19 protein-coding genes are annotated in these 19,180 nt (G+C 72.5%); 8 read left to right on the top strand and 11 right to left on the bottom strand.

The window, feature by feature from the left end; all coding sequences use genetic code 11:
- Positions 1-41 precede the first annotated feature (41 nt).
- Both qcrB and ACFP1Z_RS09775 read right to left on the bottom strand, forming a co-directional pair.
- Positions 42-1,739, bottom strand: coding sequence for a cytochrome bc1 complex cytochrome b subunit (gene qcrB / locus ACFP1Z_RS09770; RefSeq protein WP_390315590.1), 1,698 nt, complete (start codon positions 1,737-1,739; stop codon positions 42-44).
- 231 nt (positions 1,740-1,970) lie between these two features.
- Positions 1,971-2,663 carry a transglycosylase SLT domain-containing protein gene (locus ACFP1Z_RS09775; RefSeq protein WP_390315591.1) on the bottom strand — a complete coding sequence of 231 codons (693 nt, stop codon included), beginning with the start codon at positions 2,661-2,663 and terminating at the stop codon, positions 1,971-1,973.
- Between the two features lie 533 nt (positions 2,664-3,196).
- Here ACFP1Z_RS09775 and ACFP1Z_RS09780 point away from each other — a divergent pair.
- The 4 genes from ACFP1Z_RS09780 (at position 3,197) to ACFP1Z_RS09795 (ending at position 6,143) form a co-directional block, all read left to right on the top strand.
- On the top strand, positions 3,197-3,358 hold the full coding sequence (locus ACFP1Z_RS09780) for a lasso RiPP family leader peptide-containing protein (protein ID WP_390315592.1): 162 nt from the start codon (positions 3,197-3,199) through the stop codon (positions 3,356-3,358).
- Between the two features lie 169 nt (positions 3,359-3,527).
- The gene (locus ACFP1Z_RS09785) at positions 3,528-5,402 is read left to right on the top strand and encodes an asparagine synthase-related protein (protein ID WP_390315593.1); all 1,875 of its coding nucleotides are present in this window, start codon (positions 3,528-3,530) and stop codon (positions 5,400-5,402) included.
- A complete protein-coding gene (locus ACFP1Z_RS09790) occupies positions 5,383-5,640 on the top strand; it encodes a lasso peptide biosynthesis PqqD family chaperone (protein ID WP_390315594.1) in 258 nt (85 codons plus the stop codon). The genes ACFP1Z_RS09785 and ACFP1Z_RS09790 overlap by 20 nt, the downstream gene beginning before the upstream one ends.
- Positions 5,637-6,143, top strand: a complete 507-nt coding sequence (locus tag ACFP1Z_RS09795) for a lasso peptide biosynthesis B2 protein (protein ID WP_390315595.1) — start codon at positions 5,637-5,639, stop codon at positions 6,141-6,143. Before ACFP1Z_RS09790 ends, ACFP1Z_RS09795 begins: the two co-directional genes overlap by 4 nt.
- Here ACFP1Z_RS09795 and ACFP1Z_RS09800 read toward each other — a convergent pair.
- The 3 genes from ACFP1Z_RS09800 to ACFP1Z_RS09810 form a co-directional block, all read right to left on the bottom strand.
- Complete coding sequence (locus tag ACFP1Z_RS09800) at positions 6,050-6,289, bottom strand: hypothetical protein (RefSeq protein WP_390315596.1); 240 nt, start codon at positions 6,287-6,289, stop codon at positions 6,050-6,052. The genes ACFP1Z_RS09795 and ACFP1Z_RS09800 overlap by 94 nt on opposite strands.
- A 79-nt stretch (positions 6,290-6,368) precedes the next feature.
- On the bottom strand, positions 6,369-7,049 hold the full coding sequence (locus tag ACFP1Z_RS09805) for a TNT domain-containing protein (RefSeq protein ID WP_390315597.1): 681 nt from the start codon (positions 7,047-7,049) through the stop codon (positions 6,369-6,371).
- Between the two features lie 167 nt (positions 7,050-7,216).
- A complete protein-coding gene (locus ACFP1Z_RS09810; RefSeq protein ID WP_390315598.1) occupies positions 7,217-7,942 on the bottom strand; it encodes a Mut7-C RNAse domain-containing protein in 726 nt (241 codons plus the stop codon).
- Positions 7,943-8,155: 213 nt separating this feature from the next.
- On the opposite strand from ACFP1Z_RS09810, the gene ACFP1Z_RS09815 reads away from it, so the two are divergent.
- Positions 8,156-10,222 carry a phosphocholine-specific phospholipase C gene (locus ACFP1Z_RS09815; protein ID WP_390315599.1) on the top strand — a complete coding sequence of 689 codons (2,067 nt, stop codon included), beginning with the start codon at positions 8,156-8,158 and terminating at the stop codon, positions 10,220-10,222.
- 45 nt (positions 10,223-10,267) lie between these two features.
- Here ACFP1Z_RS09815 and ACFP1Z_RS09820 read toward each other — a convergent pair whose 3' ends face one another.
- The 4 genes from ACFP1Z_RS09820 to ACFP1Z_RS09835 all read right to left on the bottom strand — a co-directional run bounded on the left by ACFP1Z_RS09820 (position 10,268) and on the right by ACFP1Z_RS09835 (position 14,324).
- Positions 10,268-11,278 carry an acetamidase/formamidase family protein gene (locus tag ACFP1Z_RS09820; protein ID WP_390315600.1) on the bottom strand — a complete coding sequence of 337 codons (1,011 nt, stop codon included), beginning with the start codon at positions 11,276-11,278 and terminating at the stop codon, positions 10,268-10,270.
- Entirely contained in the window at positions 11,271-12,773 is a 1,503-nt protein-coding gene (locus ACFP1Z_RS09825; RefSeq protein ID WP_390315601.1) for an APC family permease, read from the bottom strand. Before ACFP1Z_RS09825 ends, ACFP1Z_RS09820 begins: the two co-directional genes overlap by 8 nt.
- A gap of 133 nt (positions 12,774-12,906) precedes the next feature.
- Positions 12,907-13,719, bottom strand: coding sequence for a putative protein N(5)-glutamine methyltransferase (locus tag ACFP1Z_RS09830; protein WP_390315602.1), 813 nt, complete (start codon positions 13,717-13,719; stop codon positions 12,907-12,909).
- A 215-nt stretch (positions 13,720-13,934) separates the two neighbouring features.
- Positions 13,935-14,324: a YunG family protein gene (locus ACFP1Z_RS09835; protein WP_390315603.1), complete on the bottom strand. Its 390-nt coding sequence runs from the start codon at positions 14,322-14,324 to the stop codon at positions 13,935-13,937.
- A 138-nt stretch (positions 14,325-14,462) separates the two neighbouring features.
- Here ACFP1Z_RS09835 and ACFP1Z_RS09840 point away from each other — a divergent pair, with 138 nt between their 5' ends.
- From ACFP1Z_RS09840 to ACFP1Z_RS09850, 3 genes are all read left to right on the top strand, one after another.
- On the top strand, positions 14,463-16,145 hold the full coding sequence (locus ACFP1Z_RS09840) for an FAD-binding oxidoreductase (RefSeq protein WP_390315605.1): 1,683 nt from the start codon (positions 14,463-14,465) through the stop codon (positions 16,143-16,145).
- Positions 16,146-16,362: 217 nt separating this feature from the next.
- Positions 16,363-16,968, top strand: a complete 606-nt coding sequence (locus ACFP1Z_RS09845; RefSeq protein WP_390315606.1) for a carbonic anhydrase — start codon at positions 16,363-16,365, stop codon at positions 16,966-16,968.
- Positions 16,969-17,145: 177 nt separating this feature from the next.
- Entirely contained in the window at positions 17,146-18,225 is a 1,080-nt protein-coding gene (locus tag ACFP1Z_RS09850; protein ID WP_390315607.1) for a terpene synthase family protein, read from the top strand.
- Positions 18,226-18,236: 11 nt separating this feature from the next.
- Here ACFP1Z_RS09850 and ACFP1Z_RS09855 read toward each other — a convergent pair whose 3' ends face one another.
- Both ACFP1Z_RS09855 and ACFP1Z_RS09860 read right to left on the bottom strand, forming a co-directional pair.
- Complete coding sequence (locus ACFP1Z_RS09855) at positions 18,237-18,677, bottom strand: ATP-binding protein (protein ID WP_390315608.1); 441 nt, start codon at positions 18,675-18,677, stop codon at positions 18,237-18,239.
- Between the two features lie 50 nt (positions 18,678-18,727).
- On the bottom strand, positions 18,728-19,084 hold the full coding sequence (locus tag ACFP1Z_RS09860) for an ArsR/SmtB family transcription factor (protein WP_390315609.1): 357 nt from the start codon (positions 19,082-19,084) through the stop codon (positions 18,728-18,730).
- Positions 19,085-19,180: the final 96 nt, after the last annotated feature.

Below are 19,180 nucleotides of genomic sequence, written 5' to 3' on the forward strand. Positions count from 1 at the left end.
CACTCCACCTCCGGCGCGACGGGATTCGGCGTGCTGACGGATCAGCGGTGGCCCTCAGCGACCTGTTGTTCCTCGACGGCCGGTGGCATTTCCGCGCCGTGGTGGGCTTCGAGGGCCTGCCGGTACTCCTCCGCTGTCGGCTTGCGGATCCGGCCCTCTTCGCTGAAGTAGGCCGCGGACAGGCGGGCGCGGATTCTCTCCGCCCAGGTGATCTTCCGCGGGACGCCGTTCTCGTCCACTTCCGCCGGGAGCTCGTACGGTGCCGGCTGCTCGTGCGCGGTGTAGAAGTACAGGTCTTCCTGTGACAGCGGTTCGTGGACCTCGACGAACTCGCCGTGCGGGTAACGCATGATGACGCCGGACTCGCGCCCGTGCAGCACCTTCTCCTTGTCGCGGCGCTGGAGGCCGAGGCAGAACCTCTTGGTCAGCACGAAGACCAGGACGGGCAGTACGAAGAAGCCGATCCGGCATGTCCAGGTGATCGCGTTGAGCGACAGATGGAAGTGCGTTGCGACAAGGTCGTTGCCGCCGGCGGCCAGCAGCAGCACGTACTCGGAGATCCAGGCCGCGCCGAAAGCGGTGCGCGTCGGGTTGTTGCGGGGGCGTTCGGCGATGTGGTGTTCGCGCTTGTCCCCGGTGAGCCAGGCCTCGAAGAACGGATAGCCCCACAGGGCGATCAGCACCAGCGGAAAGACCATCAGCGGGATGAGCACTCCGAGTACCAGGGTGTGGCCCCAGAGGTTGATCTCCCAGCCCGGCATGATGCGGATCAGGCCTTCGGAGAAGCCCATGTACCAGTCGGGTTGCGCGTCGGTGGTCACCTCGTCGGGCCGGTAGGGTCCGTATGCCCAGATCGGGTTGACCTGGGCGATGCCGGCGCAGAGGGCCAGCACGCCGGAGACGAGGAAGAAGAAGCCGCCGGCCTTGGCCATGTAGACCGGCAACAGGGGCAGTCCGACGACGTTGTTGTTGTTCCTGCCCGCGTGGATTCCCTGGGTGTGCTTGTGGTACATGACCAGGATCAGGTGGGCCACGAGCAGACCCGCCATGATGCCGGGGATCAGCAGCACATGGACGGTGAACAGCCGTGGCACCCAGATGTGGCCGGGATACTGCCCGCCGAAAATGAACATCACCAGGTACGTGCCGACGATCGGTACGGACAGGATCGCGCCCTCCATGAACCGCATACCGGTCCCGGACAGCAGGTCGTCGGGGAGCGAGTAGCCCATGAAGCCGTCGAACATGCCGAGGATCAACAGCCCTGCTCCGAAGAGCCAGTTGAGTTCCCGCGGCTTTCGGAACGCGCCGGTGAAGAAGACCCGCATCATGTGCACCAGCATGGCGACGACGAAGACCAGGGCGCCCCAGTGGTGCACCTGACGGAGCAGCAGGCCGCCGCGGACGTCGAAACTGATGTCGAGCGTCGACTTGAACGCGTCGGACATGCGGATGCCGTCCAGCGGCGTGTAGGTGCCGTGATAAACGACTTCGTTCATGCTGGGTTTGAAGAACAGCGTCAGATAGACGCCCGTCAGGATGATGACGACGAAGGAGTAGAGGGCGACCTCCCCGAGCATGAAGGACCAGTGGTCGGGGAAGATCTTCCTGAGGTTCGCCTTGGCGAGCGTGAACAGGCCGACACGGCCGTCCGCCCAGTCCGCGAGCTTCTCACCTTTGGACGCGGTGACTGTTCCGCCCGTGCCCCCTGCGGCCTGCGGCCGATGTTCGTTCGACATGTCGTCCCGGCTACTCGTACGTGTTGGCAAGTGACAGCAGAAATAGCCATGTTTGTCACCGCTGCCACATCTTCCACATGTTCACGGAAGAACGAGGTATTTATCGGGGAGTGTCGGGGAATCGCCCGTTCGGGCGCGCATTCGGGGGCATCGCCTTCGGCCGACCGCGAAAAGGGCGGTGGCACCCGGGTTCCGGGTGCCACCGCCCTCGCGGTGGTTCAACTCCTGGGATCAGTAGGCGGAGTTGACGTTGTCCATCGAGCCGTAGGTCTTGGCCGCGTAGTTGCAGGAGGCGACGATGTTGGCGACCGGGTCGTAGATGTCCCAGGACGTGCCGTCGACGTGGAACGCCTTGAAGGTCGGGTCGATGATCTGCAGCAGGCCCTTGGAGGGGACGCCGTTGACGGCGTTGACGTCCCAGTCGTTGATGGCCTGCGGGTTGCCGGTGGACTCGCGCATGATGTTGCGCTTGATGCCCTCGTAGGAGCCCGGGATGCCCTTGGCCTGCATGACGTCCAGGGCCTCGCGGATCCAGCCGTCCAGGTTGTCGCCGTAGGACTGCTTCGGGGCGGCGGCAGCCGGGGCGGCCTTGAGCTCGGCGCGGTCGGTGGAGCGGCTCGCGGCCTGCTTGTCCGCGCGGGCCTTCTGCGCGGTGGCGTCCGCGCGCTGGGCGGCGGCGTCGGCCTGGGCCTTCGCGTCCGTGGCGGCGGCGTCCGAGCGCTGGGTCAGCTCACCGGTCTGCGTCTGGCCGAAGGCGTCCGTCTTGGCGGCCACCGTCTTCACACCGAGCGACTGCGTGTCGGCGGCGTGCGCGGTCGGGACGACCGCGAGGGCCACGGCGGCGGCGCCGAGCGCCGCGATGCCGGCGGCGGCGACGGTGTGGACCTTGGACAGACGGGTATGGCCGGAAGCGGTGGAGCGCATGGGTGAGCTGAACCTTCCAATCGGGGAGTCGCGTCTCGACGGCCCGTAAAGGGCGTGAAAGAAGCGCCGTGTCCGAACGCGGCGCTCAGCGACACCACGATTGTTAGCGGCGCGGAAAACCCCTGACAAGGCCTGTGACCTACTACCCGAACACGGACATAAGGCGTAAAACATCGCCCCGTATGTCCGTTTTATCCGGACGGGCGGCCGCCACCCTCCCCACTACCCCGCCTCGTATGTGATCTGGGCCGCATGCCCCACCTCACACCCCGCACCCCCCGATGTCACCACGGGTCACCGCGCCGACACGCCCCGCCGATACCAGCGGGACGCATGATCGATGAGCATCCCTGTGCCCCTTTTTCGGGTCTGGGCCGAGTTATGCCTGTTCGGGCCCCACTAGTACCCGAAAGCGGACGATCGGCCACTCACAGGAGTGGTCGCGGGCGGCAGGCCCTCGCGTGCCCCGGCGCCCGGGTGTCTCACTGGAGGGGCGCGGGCGGAGGGTCCGCCCGTGCCGGGAGGTGATGTGCGTGAGCGAGACGCCGGAGACCGAACCGTCCGGGCCCGGACGGCCCGAGCCCTGCGACGTGTACGAGCCGCCGATGCTCGCCGAGGTCGGTGACTTCGCCGATCTCACCCGCGGCTCGCGCGGGGACGTCTCCGAGGGGATCCTCAGCTTCACCCTCGGCTGACGGGCGGCAGCTCACGCCTTTCGGGGGGCGGCCGGACCCCGACCCGTACCGGACCGCCCCCTGCCCCCCCACACACCGGCCCGGCGGTCCCGCCACCGGCCACAGCAATCCCGCGCCCGCCCCCACCGCGCGCCGGGCGCCCCGCGCTCATCCCCTGGAGACGTACCGCATGGGCGAGACCCCCAGCTGGTTCGTGACGCTGCCGGACTGTCCGTGCCCGCCCCTCCTGCTCCGGCGGCTGCGCCAGTACGCCCGCTACGGCGTCGCGCACCCCTCCGGCCGGCCCTGGCTGCTCGGTTCCTGGCCCGCCGACCGGATGGGGCTCGCGTGGGGCGACACGGCCCGGCTCGCCGTCGCGGGGACGTGCGCGATCGGCCCCGCCGGGCTCGCGGACCGCCTCCGGCACGTGCGGGGGCTCGCGGACGTCGAGACCGCGGTGCGGGACGTACCGGGCAGCTTCCATGTCGCTGCCGCCGTCGACGGCTGTACCTACGTGCGCGGGAGCCTGTCCGGCGAGCGGCGGGTGTACTGGACGACCGTCGACGGGTTCACGGTGTGCGCCGACCGCGCCCGTACGCTCGCGTGGCTGACCCGTGCCCGGCTGGACACCGCGCAGCTCGCCGCGCGCCTGGTGACCCCGTACCTGCCGTATCCGCTCGCGGGCGGGGCGATGTGGCGGGGGATCCACGGGCTGCCGCCGGGGCAGGCGCTGCGGGTGGAGCCGGACGGCGCCTGTCACACGAGTACGTGGTGGCGGCCGCCGGACAGCGAGCTGCCCCTGCCCGAGGCCGCGTCGGGGCTGCGCACGGCGCTGCGGGAGGCGGTGGCGGTGCGGGTGCGGCCCGGTGAGGTGCTGGGGGCCGACCTGTCGGGCGGCATGGACTCCACGTCGCTGTGCTTCCTCGCCGCCGAGGCGGGCGCGAAGCTGGTGACGGCGACCTTCCACTGGGGCGCGCCCGGCAACGAGGACCCGCTCTACGCGCGCCACGCGTCCGGCCGACTCCCGCACCTGGCACGCCTGGTGCTGCCCCCGCAGTCGGTGCCCGCCCTCTTCTCCGGGCTGCGCGAGCGCCACGACGCGCCGGACGAGCCGTCCGCCGCGCTGCGCGACCGGCTGCAACAGCGGTACATCGCGGGCTCGATGCGCGCGTACGGGGCCGTGCGGCGGCTGACCGGCCACGGGGGCGACCACCTGGTGCGGCCCCCCGACGCCTATGTGCACACGCTGCTGCGGCGGGCCCCGCTGGAGGGGCTGCGGCACGCGGCGGCGCTGCGGGCGCACCGGCGCTGGCCGCTGGGGGCCACGGTGCGGATGCTGCTCGACTCCCGCCCGTACGCGGCCCATTTGGCGGGCGCGGCCGCGATGCTGCGGGACGGGGTGGGGCGCGGGCCCGTGCCGGAGGGCTGGGGTCCGTGGCCGTGTCTGCCGCCGTGGGCGAGCGACGAGGCGTTCGGGATGGTCGAGGAGTTGCTGGGCGCGGCCAGCGGGGAGCCGCTGGCGGCGGACCGGGGCCGGCACGCGTGGCTCCAGCAGGCCCAGCAGGCGGGCCGGATCGCCGCGCTCATCACGCACGAGACGACGGCCGCCGGGCTGCCCGCGCACAGTCCGTTCTGCGACGACGCCGTCATCTCCGCTTGTCTGGCGGCCAGTCCGCGCGAGACGGGCGGGCCGTGGGTGTACAAGCCGCTGCTGGCGGCCGCGATGGAGGGCATCGTGCCCGAGCGCGTGCTGCGCCGGACGACCAAGGACCACTGCGGCCAGGAGTGGCAGCTGGGGATGCGGCTGCACCGCAGGGAGCTGGCCGCCTGGGCCGAGGAGTCGCATCTGGTGGCGGCGGGCGTCGTCGACGCGGAGCCGCTGCGGCGGGCCCTGCTCTCGCCGGGGCTGCTGGGAGGGGGCGCCGCCGACCTGGAGTTCACGCTGGGGGCCGAGGAGTGGCTGCGCGATCTGGCCGCGCGGCCGGCCCCGGCCTGTCTGAGCCGTGAGACCCCCGTTCCGCGAACCGAGCCCGAGGGAGTGCCTGTTGAGCCGACTGCGCGCTGATGTGACCACTTGTTCCCTGGACGACGGCATGGTGCTCCTCGACGAACGCACCGGACGCTACTGGCAGCTCAACGGCACCGGCGCGCTCGTGGTCCGGGCGCTGCTGCACGGGGCGACGCCGGAGCAGATCAGTGAACGGCTCGCGGACACCCGGCCGGTGAGCCGGGAGCGCGCGGCGGCCGACGTGGCCGTGCTCATCGACCGGCTCACGCGCGCGAAGCTGCTGATCGCGCCGTGAGCCAGGTCCTCCGGGCGGCCGGGCCCCGGCCGCCGCTGCGCCGCCGGATCGCCGCACGGACGGCCGTCGCGGCCGCGCGGTGTCTGGCGCGGCTGCGGCCGCGACGGCTGCGGGCCGTGCTTGAGTTCGTGCGCCGCGGCGCGGTGCCGGCGGGGTTCGCGCGGACGCTGCGGGCCCGGCAGGACGTGACGGCGGTGAGCACGCTGTGCGCGGGCACCTACTGTCTCCAACGGTCGCTGGCCACGGCCCTGTTGTGCCGGATGGGCGGGGCGTGGCCCACGTGGTGCGCGGGGGTGCGGTCGGCGCCGTTCGCGGCGCACGCGTGGGTCGAGAGCGGGGGCCGGCGGGTCGGCGAGCCCGCGGGGACGGCGGGTTTCCGTGTCCTGATCGCGGTGCCGCCCCCGCGCCGTCAGCGGCCCCGCAGCACCTCCCGCAGCAGGTGGGCGCAGGCCGCCGCCTCGTCGGTGAAGCGGGCGGTCACGTCGTGGTGGCCGCGCTCGTAGAAGCCGCTCTCCCACGTGCCGTCGCGGTGGCGGAGGAAGTGGTAGTCGGTGGGGGGCGGGAAGGGTTCGTGGATGCCCTCGATGCGGTAGAGGCCGTCGGGGACTTGTGCTGTGCGCAGTGCCTCGCGTACTTCGTGCCGGTTCATGGGGTGCCCCCCGGGCAGGCTTGGGTCTTGGGGTCCGGGGCGGGGTCCGTCGCAGGCGGCCCCGCCCCGGCCCGTCAGGTTACGCGCGTGCCAGGAACTTCTTCTCCACCAGCCATGCCACGCTCAGCCGCTCCCCCGGGCCGACCGGCTGGAGCTTGGGGTCGAGCAGGATCTGCTGGCCGCCGCCGGCCTGCTCGAACCAGGGGGCTATGCCGCCCTGCCACACCTTGAAGGGCTTGAGCACCTTGTAGGTGTGGTAGTTGCAGGGGGACTTGGGGTCCTGCGTGTTGAGGTTGTTCGGGGGCAGGGCGCGCGCGCCGTACTTCGCCCCGGCCGGGGCCAGGAACGTTCCGCCTTCCCCGCCGAAACGATCCAGCAGCTGGCCGGCCTTCAAAGTCGTCTCATTCTTGTCGATCTTGCCGCCCTTGGTGGCGAAGCCGTCGTTGGGCGGGTACTTCCAGCCCTTGCCGGGCTCCTCGTACTTCTTGAGGAAGTCGGCCGACGAGAGCTTGCCGGTGCGCTGGTAGCCCACCAGCAGCGGGCCGACCGGCTTCTCCTCCGCCTTGGGCAGGGTGTTCGTCTCCGGGCCGAGCAGCGGGTTGCCCTCGAAGGCCCCCGTGCACGCTCCCGCCGTCGCCGCCGTGCTCCTGGCGGGGGCCGTGAGGCCCTTGTCCTCCGCCGCCGCGGCCGGTCCGACGAGCACCGTACCCGTCAGCGCCGCTCCGCTCACCGTCACCAGCACACGCTTGATCGCGCTCACACGTCACCTCGTGGTTGTCCGTCAGTGGGTGCCGTACGAGCGCAGGGCGACGCCTCGCGGGACGCCACGGCGCCCCGTCGGCCTCTGCATGCTCAGGTACGGCACCCGTCACGGAACAGGGCGACTGCCGGCCGACCGATCACTTTCGGCTGAGTTCTGGGTACGGATTACGCGGCGAATTCGCGCATCGCCTCGTCGACGAACGCCTGGAGCCGCTCGTGGTGCGCCCCGCGCCAGTACACGCGGCCGCAGGCGGCGCACTGGGCGAAGACGTCGTACGTGCGCCGCGTGCCGTGCTCCAGCCGGTCCTCGACCGTCTCCTTCTCGGCGTCCTGGAGCGGCCCGTTGCAGGCGGTGCAGCGCGTCCACGGCGCGAGCGGCGGCGCGAACCGGCCCAGGACGTCGCGTACTTGCTCGTCGGGCCGGTCGCTGTAGACGTACGCGCCCGCCCACAGCTCGCGCCGCCGCAGCAGCCCCCGGTCGCGGGAGAGCAGGACGCGGCGTTCGGCGGCGGAGAGCTGGGCGAGGGCGGCGTCGCCGATGTCCTCGCTCTCGTAGGCGGCGTCGACGCCGAGCAGCCGCAACCGCCGCGCGAGCGTGCCGAGGTGGACGTCGAGGAGGAAGCGCAGCGGCGCCCCGGGCACCCGCTGCGGCCGCTCGACCGGGAGCACCTCGACCGTCTCGCCAGGGCCCGGCACATGCGAGGGGGGAACGTCGCGGCCGTCGACGAGGAGCCGGCCGGCCTCGGTGAGCGGGATGCCCAGGGACTCGACGACGTGGCCGAGGCTGGAGGACCCGTCGGTGAGCAGGGGAGCGTTCCGCGTCCGGTACGCGGCGGCGACGAAGAGCCGCAGTCCGGGGGCGATGCTCAGGTGGATCTCGGGTCCGTTCACCCGGTCAAGGATGCCATCCCGCCCCGCCGGGGCTCCGCGTGGGCCGTCGCCGTGCCGGGGTCCGTCCGGAATCGCCCGTACCGGCGGGGGCGTTCGCCACGTGTACCGCGGCCCGAAACCCGTGGGTCACCGTGTCTTCCCCGGCGCTCGTTCCCCTTGGAACACTCGACGGACTCCCGTCCCCGCTCCCCGCACCCCAAGAGGTCACCGCTGATGTCCGAGACCCCCCGTCAACTCAACAGACGCCGCTTCCTGCAGATCGCCGGCGCGGGCGCCGGATTCACCGCGCTCGCCGGGAGCATCGAGCGGGCCGCCGCGATCCCCGCGCGGCGGCGTTCCGGCAGTATCGAGGACGTCGAGCACATCGTGGTGCTCATGCAGGAGAACCGTTCCTTCGACCACTACTTCGGCTCGCTCAAGGGGGTGCGCGGCTTCGGTGACCCGCGGCCGGCGGCACCGACGGGCACCAGGACGGTGTGGCAGCAGTCCGACGGCGGCAGGGACGTCCTGCCGTACCGCCCGGACGCCGAGGACCTGGGCATGCAGTTCATCGCCGGCCTCAACCACGACTGGGCGGGCGGGCACCGGGCGTGGAACCAGGGCCGCTACGACCGCTGGATCCCCGCCAAGGGCACGGGCACGATGGCCTACCTCACGCGCGAGGACATCCCCTTCCACTACGCGCTCGCCGACGCGTTCACCGTGTGCGACGCCTACCACTGCTCGTTCATCGGCGCCACCGACCCCAACCGCTACTACCTGTGGACGGGCCACACCGGCAACGACGGCAAGGGCGGCGGCCCCGTCCTCGGCAACGAGGAGGCGGGCTACGGCTGGACGACGTATCCGGAGCGGCTGGAGCGGGCCGGCGTCTCGTGGAAGATCTACCAGGACACGGGCGACGGGCTGGACAAGGCCGGCTCCTGGGGCTGGACGAACGACGCCTACCGGGGCAACTACGGCGACAACTCCCTGCTGTACTTCACCACCTACCGCGATGCCGCGCCGGGTGACCCGCTGTACGAGAAGGCCCGCACCGGCACGACCGCGAAGAACGGCGACGGCTACTTCGACGTCCTGCGCGCGGACGTACGGGCCGGGAGGCTGCCGCAGATCTCGTGGATCGCCGCGCCCGAGGCGTTCTCCGAGCACCCCAACTGGCCCGCGAACTACGGCGCCTGGTACGTCTCCCAGGTCCTCGACGCGCTCACCTCGGATCCCGAGGTGTGGAGCCGTACGGTGCTGTTCCTCACCTACGACGAGAACGACGGCTACTTCGACCACGTCGTGCCGCCCTTCCCGCCGGCCTCCGCCGCCCGGGGTGCCTCCACGGTCGATGTCGCCTCCGAGTTGTTCGCGGGCAACGCGGGGTACGCGGCGGGCCCGTACGGGCTCGGGCAGCGCGTGCCGATGCTCGTGCTCTCGCCGTGGAGCACGGGCGGATACGTGTGCTCGGAGGTCTTCGACCACACGTCGGTGCTGCGGTTCATGGAGCGGCGCTTCGGGGTGCGCGAGCCGAACATCTCCCCGTGGCGGCGCGCGATCTGCGGCGATCTGACCTCGGCGTTCGACTTCCGGCTGAAGGACACCGGGCGGGCCGAACTCCCGGACACCGACGGCTACCGGCCCAAGGACCGCGACCGGCACCCCAGTTACGTGCCCGAGCCGCCCGCCTCCCCCGCGCTGCCGCAGCAGGAGCCGGGGACACGGCCCACGCGCCCGCTGCCGTACGCGCCGCTGGTGGACGCGGCCGTCACCCCGTCGACGGGGCGCGTCACGCTCACCTTCGGCTCGGGCGCGGCGGCGGGCGCCTGCTTCCTGGTGACGTCCGCGAACCGTACGGACGGCCCGTGGACGTACACCACCGAGGACCGCAAGACGCTCTCCGACACCTGGAACACCGCGTACTCGCAGGGCGTCTACGACCTGACGGTGCACGGTCCGAACGGTTTCCTGCGGGCTTTCAAGGGGTCCGGCACCGCGCCCGGTCCCGAGGTCACCGCGCGCCATCTGCCCGACGGGCGGCTGGAGCTGACCCTGGCGAACTCCGGCAAGGACGCCGCCACCCTGACGGTCACCGACTCCTACGGCGGGCGGCGCGAGAGCTTCCGGGTGGGCGCGGGGCAGCGCGTGACGCACACGCTGGACCTGCGGCGCGGCAAGCGCTGGTACGACCTGGGGGTCGTCGCGGACACCGACGCGGGCTGGCTGCGGCGGCTGGCCGGGCACGTGGAGAACGGCGAACCCGGGGTGAGCGACCCGGCGTTGGCGGCCCGGTGAGGTGTGCGGCCCGCCGGGGAGCGTCCCGGCGGGCCGCCCGGCGGGTCAGGTCAGCAGCCGGGCCGACGCGCGCAGCCGCCGGTGCAGATCGCGGTGGGCCGTGCCCGTCGGCAGCCACTCCTTGCGGAGCCTGGCCACGCACGTGTAGTTGGCGTCGCACACGTTGGCCAGCGGGGACTCCGCGGTCTGGGTGACGAACTGGTAGGCGTCGAGGCGGGAGAGCCCGTAGTCGCGGTGCAGCCAGTCCACCAGGTCGGCCTGGGCGATGCGGAAGGCGTCCTCCAAGGGGCGTGCGGAGCCGGTGGAGATGATGTGCGTGTCGGACTCCAGGCGCGGCCACGGTGTCGTGACGCCCTTGAGGAGTTCGACGATCACGACGGTGTTCATGGCGCACTCGACCGCGACCCCGCAGGTCTCGCCCTCGCCCTGGCGGGCGTGCCCGTCGCCGAGGCTCAGCAGGGCGCCGTCGACGTTGACGCCGAGGAAGCAGGTCACGCCTGCGCGCATTTCGGGGGTGTCCATGTTGCCGCCGTGCGCGTCGGGGACGAGCGCCGAGCGGACCTCCAGTCCGGCGGGGGCGACGCCGACCGTGCCGTGCATGGGGTCCATGGGCAGGTCGACGGCGAAGTCGCTGTCATGTGCGCTGAATCGGCACGTGCGGCGCTCGCGGTCGAGCTGCCACATCCACACGCGTTCGGGGAGCGGCTCCTGGAGGGAGGCGGTGGCGTGGGTGGAGGTGAGGGCGCCGAACAGGGGGACGGTCGTGGACGCGGCCCAGTCGCGGGCCGGTTCGACGGAGACGAAGTGGACGGCGACCGTGTCGCCGGGCTCGGCGCCCTCGATGTGGAAGGGCCCGGTCTGCGGATTGAGGAACGGGAACGCGCACACGCGCGAGACCAGGTCCTTCTCCGAACGGACGCGGCCGCCGAAGCAGTCCTCCGTGTACAGGTCGAGGACGGTGCCGGGCCTGATGCGGGCGATCGGCGGGGCGCCGCCGAACGTCCAGGCGTACTCGCCCTCTTGGGGCCTGACCTTCAGGACGGTGGGTTCACTCACGGGGCTGCGGCTCCGATTCTTCTTCCGCTGGGACGGTGCGCTGTGCCGGGGGTTCGTGGTGGATCCGGCCGATCTCCGCGAGGCGCTCGGGGTGCCGACGGCGCAGGACGAGCAGGACGGCCAGGCCGAGCGCCAGCCAGACGCCGACGACCGCCCCCGCGTAGGAGACCGGCGCGACGAGCCGGGTGACGAACGGGAAGACGGGCAGTCCGGCGGCGGTCAGCAGGGCGGGGACGAACGCGGCGCTGCCGAGGAGGGGCACGAGCAGGTGCCGTACGGGCCGGAAGCGCTCGCGTCTTCTGCGCCAGAAGTAGCCGGTGCAGGCGCAGTTGACGACGATGTACACGCCGGTCTCGACGGTGACGAGGACCGTGGCGACGAGGTAGTAGGCGGTCGTGGGCCCGAAGCCGAGACCGAGGCCCAGGACGACGGCCACCGCCAGGACGCTCTGGACCGCGACGGCCACGACCGGGGAGCGGTGGCGCGGGTGGACGACGGCCAGGGGGCGCGGCAGCACTCCGGCGCGGCCCAGGGCGAAGGCGGTGCGGGTGGCGATGGTCACGCCCGCGTTGGCGTTGGCGACACAGGAGTTGACCACGGCGAGGAAGACCAGGACCCAGAACAGGCCGTAGGTGGAGCGGGCCACTCCGCTCCAGGAGGCGGCGCCCTCGGTGCCGAAGCCCGCGAGGCGGTCCGGCCCGTAGAACACGGCCATGGCGTAGGTGGTCACCAGATACACGAGGCCTACGCCGAGCGCCGCCCCGGGCACGGCGCGGCGGACCGTGTCCCGGGGTCTGCGGGCCTCCTCCGCGAGCGGGGCGGCGGCCTCGAAGCCGCCGAAGGCGAGCACGCAGTAGACCGAGCCCGCGAACACCCCGCCGATGCCGGGGTGTTCGGCGGGGGTGTGCTGCGTGGTGAACACCGACAGGGTGTTGCCGCCGCCCGCGCGGACGATCAGCAGGGCGGCGAGAGCGAGGAAGACGGCCGTCTCGAAGACGCCCAGCACGGTCCCCAGCCGGGTGGAGGCGCGGATGTCCCGCACGCCCGCCACGGTGATGACGGCGGCTCCGGCGAGCGCCCACGGCCACCACAGGTCCGCCGGGTGGCCGGACCATTCGGCGTGCAGGGTGCCGGCGGTGGTGAAGCCGAGCTGGAGCAGCAGCATGGGGGCGATGAGCGCTTCGACGAACACGTACGCCCAGGCGACGAGGAAGCCGATCGCGGGGTGCAGCCCCTGGGTGCTGTAGGTGGCGAGCGAGCCGGCGGCGGGCAGTTCGCGGGCGAGTTCCCCGACGCACCAGGCGGCGAACAGGGCACCGGCGAGGGCGATCAGTACGCCCAGCGGCAGGCTGCCGCCCGCGAACGGCGCGCCGCCGGGGATCGAGGCGGCGACGGCCGCTCCGGGCGCCATGGCGGTGACGCTCTGGAACAGCACCTCGCGCGGGCCCACGGCGTCACGCCGCAGGCCCGTTCCGGCGGACGTGCCTCTCGCCATCTCCCGCCTCCCAGGCGTGCGTTCGACGGTCCATCGCAGGGGTGAGCGCGTGTGCGGGTGCGCGGGTGTCAGGGTACGGGCGGGGCGGGTGCGGCGGTAGACGACCGTAGCGGCCGGGGCGGGGCCCGCCGGGTCAGGGGTTGCGGCCGACGATCACCGTGGCGTCGAGGTCGTCGCAGGTCACCACCTGTGGCAGCAGCCCTGCCGCGCGGAAGATCCCGACGGCGCGCGGTGCTTGGCGTTCGCTGGTCTCGACGAGGAGGTGTCCGCCGGGCGCGAGCCAGCGCGGTGCCGCGGCGGTGACGCGGCGCAGGACGTCGAGTCCGTCCGCGCCGCCGTCGAGAGCCGTGCGGGCCTCGTGCAGCCGGGCTTCCTGAGGCAGCAGGGGGATGTCCTCGGTGGGTATGTAGGGCACGTTGGCGACGAGGACGTCGACGCGGGACCGCAGGGACAGGGGCAGGGGCGCGTAGAGGTCGCCGGTGTGGACGCGGCCGGTGCCGACGGCGGCCAGATTGCGGCGGGCGCAGCGCACGGCCGCCGGGTCGAGGTCGGCGGCGTGCAGGTCGAGCCGGCCGTGAAGTCCCGTGGCGAGGGCGGCTCCGACGGCGCCGGTGCCGCAGCACAGGTCGACGACGACGGGGCGGGCGCCGCCGTCCGCCCGGGCCCGGGCCCGCGCGAGGGCGGTGCGGGCGAGGAACTCGGTGCGGCGGCGGGGCACGAAGACGCCGGCGTCGACGGCGACGCGCAGTCCGCAGAACTCGGCCCAGCCCAGGACGTGTTCGAGGGGCTGTCCCTCGGTGCGCCGCCGCACCATGGCGGCGAGCTCGTCGGGGGTACGGGCGGTGGAAAGGAGCAGCGCGGCTTCGTCCTCGGCGAAGACACAGCCCGCGGCGCGGAGAGTGGAGACGATGCCGGCGCGGGAGAGCGGCGGCCGGGGTACGGACATGGAGAGAGCGAGCCTTCCGGGGGATCCGAAGGGCGCTCCCGCGGTCACCCGTCCCGGCGGAACCGTACGGCCGTGACGTGAGAGCACCCCACCTGGACAGCGGTAATGGGTCTCACCTCCTCGGTCGTCGTCCGACTGCTGGGACGGGGACGCTACCGGAGAGCGGGGCGGGCGCGCAAACGGTCACCGTGCGGGGGGTATCCGCGCGTCGGGTCTCACGGGCCGCCGCGGCCCAGCCTTTCCAGGACCCGGCGGCGCAGCAGCTCGTACTCCTCACGGAGCCGGTGGATCTCGGGCGGGCGGGGTATGACGACGCCTCCGGTCACGGTCTCCCCCGGGCCGAACTGCTCCCGGGTGAGGTCGATGTCGACGCCCTCGCCGAGCCTGTTCCACCAGTGGTAGTCGACGCGCTCACCGCCGGCGATCACCTCGCCTCGGATCAGCTGCCCGCCGAGCAGGTCGTTCAGGACGAGCGCGGTCACCCCGCACTGGTCGCGCGCCGGATGCTCCGGACGCCAGTGGGGGCGGTGGTCCGGGGTGCAGGTGTCGGCGCCCCAACTGGCGCGTACGGCACGTTCGATGTCGGTCAGCAGCAGCGGTTCCATGCGCTCATCGTGGCAGCGGCCACTGACAGCCGTGCCGGGGCGAGCCGTTCGCCGCCCGGGTCCTCGATTGGTCTGAACCACTCTGTTTGTGATCACATCTGAGGGCACGTCCGCACGATCCCAGGGGGGAACGCAAGCATGAGCAAGTCCGGCCGTACGTCGTCCGGGGCGCACACTTCGGCCATCGGGCGCCGCAGCCTGCTGACGGGCGGGGCGGCCGTCGTCGGTGGGGCGGCGGTCACGGCGGCGGTGCCGACGGCTGTCGCGCAGGCCGCGCCGCAGGGGGTGCCGGCGCCGGGGGCGGTCACCGTGCGGCCCGGTGACGGCCGTTACCCGGATCTGGTGCGCGGGGTCAACCAGCGCTGGTGCGGGGCGCCGGAGTACGTCCGGCTGGTGACCTCGACCGAGCACGTCGTGGCGGCGGTGCAGGAGGCCGTGGACGCGGGCAAGCGCGTCGCGGTGCGCAGCGGCGGGCACTGCTACGAGAACTTCGTCTACCACCAGGATGTGCAGGTCGTCATCGACATGTCCGCGATGGCGGACGTCTACTTCGACCCGGCCCGCCACGCGTTCGCCGTGGAGGCGGGGGCCTCGAACCTCAATGTGTACGAGGCGCTGTACAAGCTGTGGGGCGTGGCCCTGCCCGCCGGCTCCTGCTACTCGGTGAGCGCGGGCGGCCACATATCCGGCGGCGGCTACGGGCTGCTGTCGCGGCTGCACGGCCTGACGGTCGATCATCTCTACGGTGTCGAGGTCGTCGTGGTCGGCAAGGACGGCACCGCGCGGGCGGTCGTGGCGACGCGCGAGGCGGACGACCCCAACCGCGAGCTGTGGTGGGCGCACACGGGCGCCGGCGGCGGCAACTTCGGGGTGATCACCCGGTATTGGCTGCGCTCGCCGGGGGCGAAGGGCAGCGATCCCTCGGAGCTGCTGCCGAAGCCGCCGTCGGAGGTGTTCGTCCACGCGACCGCGCTGAAGTGGGACGACGTCGACGAGGCCGCCTTCGCCCGGCTGCTGCGCAACTGGGGCACCTGGCACGAGCGCAACAGCGCACCGGACTCCCCGTACAACTCCCTGTTCGGTCTGCTGAAGCTGACGCACCGTTCGTCCGGGCAGATCGGACTGGTGACGCAGATGGACGCGACCGTGCCGGACGCGCAGCGGCTGCTGAACGACTATCTGGCGGCGGTCCACGACGGGGTGAGCCACCGGCGGCAGGCGCTGTCGCGGCGCATGGGCGAGCACGCGCCGATGCCGGAGTTCGCTGCGCCCAGGCGGCTGCCGTGGTTCATCGCGACGGACTCCCTCAGCGGCGCGCTGCCGGCCCACCGCGCCAAGTACAAGTCGGCGTACATGCGCAAGGGCTTCACGGACGCGCAGATCAGCGCGCTGTACAAGCACCTGACGCGGGAGGACTACGCCAACCCGGACGCCCTGGTGCAGATCGACTCCTACGGCGGCCGCATCAACGCGGTCGCGCCGGGCGACACGGCGGTGGCGCAGCGGGACTCGGTGCTCAAGCTCCAGTACCAGACGTACTGGACGGACCCGGCCGAGGACGAGCGCCACCTGTCCTGGATCCGGGAGCTGTACCGGGACGTGTACGCGACGAGCGGCGGCGTGCCGGTGCCGGACGGCGTCAACGACGGCTGCTACATCAACTATCCCGACACCGATCTCGGCGACCCCGCCTGGAACACCTCGGACACGCCGTGGACGCGGCTGTACTACAAGGACAACTACGCGCGTCTGCAGCGCGTGAAGGCGGACTGGGACCCGCGCGACGTCTTCCGGCACGCGCAGTCCGTACGGCTGCCGTAGGGGTCCGGGGCCGCGCGCCGGGCGTTCCTCCGTCCGGCGCGCTGTGGGCCGGCGCGCCTTCCCCCGGCGCGCGTGCGCCGCGCGCAACCGGCGCGCCGCCGGACCACGCATACCCGCCGCACGGCCCGGGCAGCCCGTATGTACCGCATCGGGCGCGGTTCGTAAAGGGGACCTTCCGGCCCCTTCCGCCCCGCGCGGGCGCGGAGGGGGATCCCGTATGCAGCCCTTCATAGAGCACGCCCGGACCCTGGAGCGGCGCATCGCCCGCAGCGGGCGGCGGCGCGCGGAGTTCGGGCGGCTCGCCGCCGGGCAGTCCCCGGCGGCCCTGTTCGTGACCTGCTCGGACTCCCGGGTCGTGCCCTCGCTGATCACCGGCGCCCGGCCGGGCGATCTGTTCGAGCTGCGGACGGCCGGCAACGCGGTCCCCTGCTACGACGAGCGGCGGCCCAGCGGCGAGTCGGCGACCATCGAGTACGCGGTGGATGTCCTGGGGGTGCCGGACATCGTGGTGTGCGGGCACTCGCACTGCGGGGCCGTCGGCGCCCGGGCGCGCGGCGAGGACCTGACGGGCATGCCCGCCGTCGCGGGCTGGCTGCGCGCCCAACTGCCCGACGGGCTCGACGCGTTCGGCACCGACGATCCGGGGGTGCACGCGGCGGTGCAGCGCAATGTGCGCGTGCAGTTGGAGCGGCTGCGTGTCTATCCGTGCGTCCGGCAGCGGCTGGCGGAGGGGCGGCTGCGGCTGCACGGCTGGTTCTACGGGGTGGACACCGGGCTGGTGCTCGCCCATGACGCGGAGCTCGACGCGTTCCTGCCCTTGTGACCGTCCCCGCTCCTGTCGTTCCTGTCGTTCCTGTCGTTCCTAAAGAAACGTGTAGTCACGGGCTCTAAACGAACGCGTAGTACCGTGCGTTCCCCAAGAGCCCGAACGCGTGAGCCACGGGCCCCGGGGTGCGTGCCGTGGGTCACGGCCGGAGCGGACTTGGATATCAACTCCGCCATGACCCACGATTACGTCACCCGCGAATACGACACTCCGGATTACGTCGCCCACGATTACCCGGCCCGCGATTCCCATGTCGTCCAGGAACTGCGTTTCAGGTGCCCGGGCGTCGGCGAACTGCGGATTCCCGAGATCTGTTATCCGGCCCCCTTGCGCTTCAACCGGCACTATCTGACCGTCAAGGACGCCCACGAGGCGTGGTACATGTCCTTCGGCACCTGCGAGGACCCGGAGCGCGAGCGCGCCGACCTCCGCCAGGGGCTGGCCGCGATGTGCGCGCTGGCCTATCCGAGTTGTCCCGCCGAGCGGCTGCGGCTGCTCGCGGACTACTCGGCGGCCATCGCCCTGCGGGACGGGCGGTTCGGCGATTCCGTGAGGACCGGGAAGGGGGCGCTGTTCGCGGCGGTGCGCAATTCCTTCGCCCGGGGGAACGTCGAGGACACCTCGTCGTGGGGGCGCATGTTCCAGCATGCCGACACGCGTTTCGTGACGGCGCTGTCCGCCGGTCAACGCAGCCGTTGGGAAGCACACTTGGCCGCCTGCCGGGACGGGGCCGACGGCGAGTTCGCGGATCTCGCGGACGTGAGCGTGGAGCACTACATGCGCTGCCGGCGGCGCGGGGTGGGCCGGCTCGTGGATGTGAGTTTCGTCGAGTACGCGCTGGGCACCGGGGATCTCTCCGACACCGTGATGACGGGACTGCCGGCGACCCGGCTGATCGACCGCCATATCGAAGTGGTCTGGCTCATGCAGGAACTGATCTCGTGCGAGCCGGAGTTGTGCACGGGCAGTGAGCAGAACCTGGTGCGCCGGATCGCCGCCGAGCACGGCTGCACCCTGCAGCAGGCCATCGACGCCGCCGACCGGCTGCTGCGCGACAGCGTCGCCCGCTGGGTGGAACTGCGCCGGCTGGTGCTGCGCACGGAGCCGGCGCTGGCCGGTTTCGTCGCCGGGCTGGACGCCTTCACGGTCGGCTGGTGCGAGTGGAGCCGCTGGTCGTCACGCTACTGGTCGCGCTACGGCACGCGGCCGCGCAGCGTGGACTGGTACGCGCGGTACGGGCACTACGCGCAGTGACACGCGTGCCCTCAGCGTGCCCGGCTGCCCACGCGCCGCCCTGTCGTGCCCAGTTCGTCGGGAACCCGGAACCGCGCCACCATGACCTTGCCGCAGCCCCGCGCGTCCCGTTCCGCGCCGATGGATCCGCCGTAGGCGGCGGCCAGGTCGGCGACGGTGCGCAGCCCGTCCCCGACGGCTTCCGGGGAGAGGTCGGGCAGGCGGGGGTCGCGGTCGGCGACCCCGATCACGAGCTGTCCGGCGCCGGCCGCGACCGTGACGTCCGCCGTCGGCGAGTGCTCGGCGGCGTGCCGGACGGCGTTGGCGACGAGTTCGCTCACCACGAGCAGGACCGCGCCGGCGAACGCGGAGTCCGGCCGGATCCCGTACTCGGCGAGCGCCGCCGTCGCGTCCTCGCGCGCGAGCCGTACCGCCTCGGGCTCCAGCGGGACCGTCAGGATGCGGCGCCACACGGGCGGCGGCGTGCGGTCGCAGGCCGGCTGCGGGCGGCCGCGCCGCCGCCTCACCGAGCGGCCCCCGCGGAGCCCGCCCCGCGCAGCTCCTCCAGCAGCTCGTTGCGGCCGGCGAGCATCTCGGTGAGGATGCGGCGCGCGGCCCGCATCAGCTCGGCGACGTCGCCGCCGGACAGCTCGTAGACGACGGTCGAGCCGGTGCGGGTGGAGCTGACGATGCCGTACCGGCGCAGCACGGCCAGCTGCTGGGAGAGGCTGGACGGCTCGATCTCGATCGCCGCCAGCAGCTCGCGCACGGGTTTGGGCCCGTCCTGCAGCAGCTCCAGCACGCGGATGCGCACGGGATGCCCCAGCATCCGGAAGAACTCGGCCTTCGCCTGGTACAGCGGAACCGGTGCCCTGCCCACTCAACGCCCTCCGCGTCCTGTCCGCCTCGGCTGCGATGCCCGGCGCTGCGACAGCTCACGATGTGAAGAACTCTTCAAGCCCCAGCGTAGCCGCTC

The sequence above is a fragment of the Streptomyces gamaensis genome (genome assembly GCF_042656465.1).
Lineage (GTDB): Bacteria > Actinomycetota > Actinomycetes > Streptomycetales > Streptomycetaceae > Streptomyces > Streptomyces gamaensis.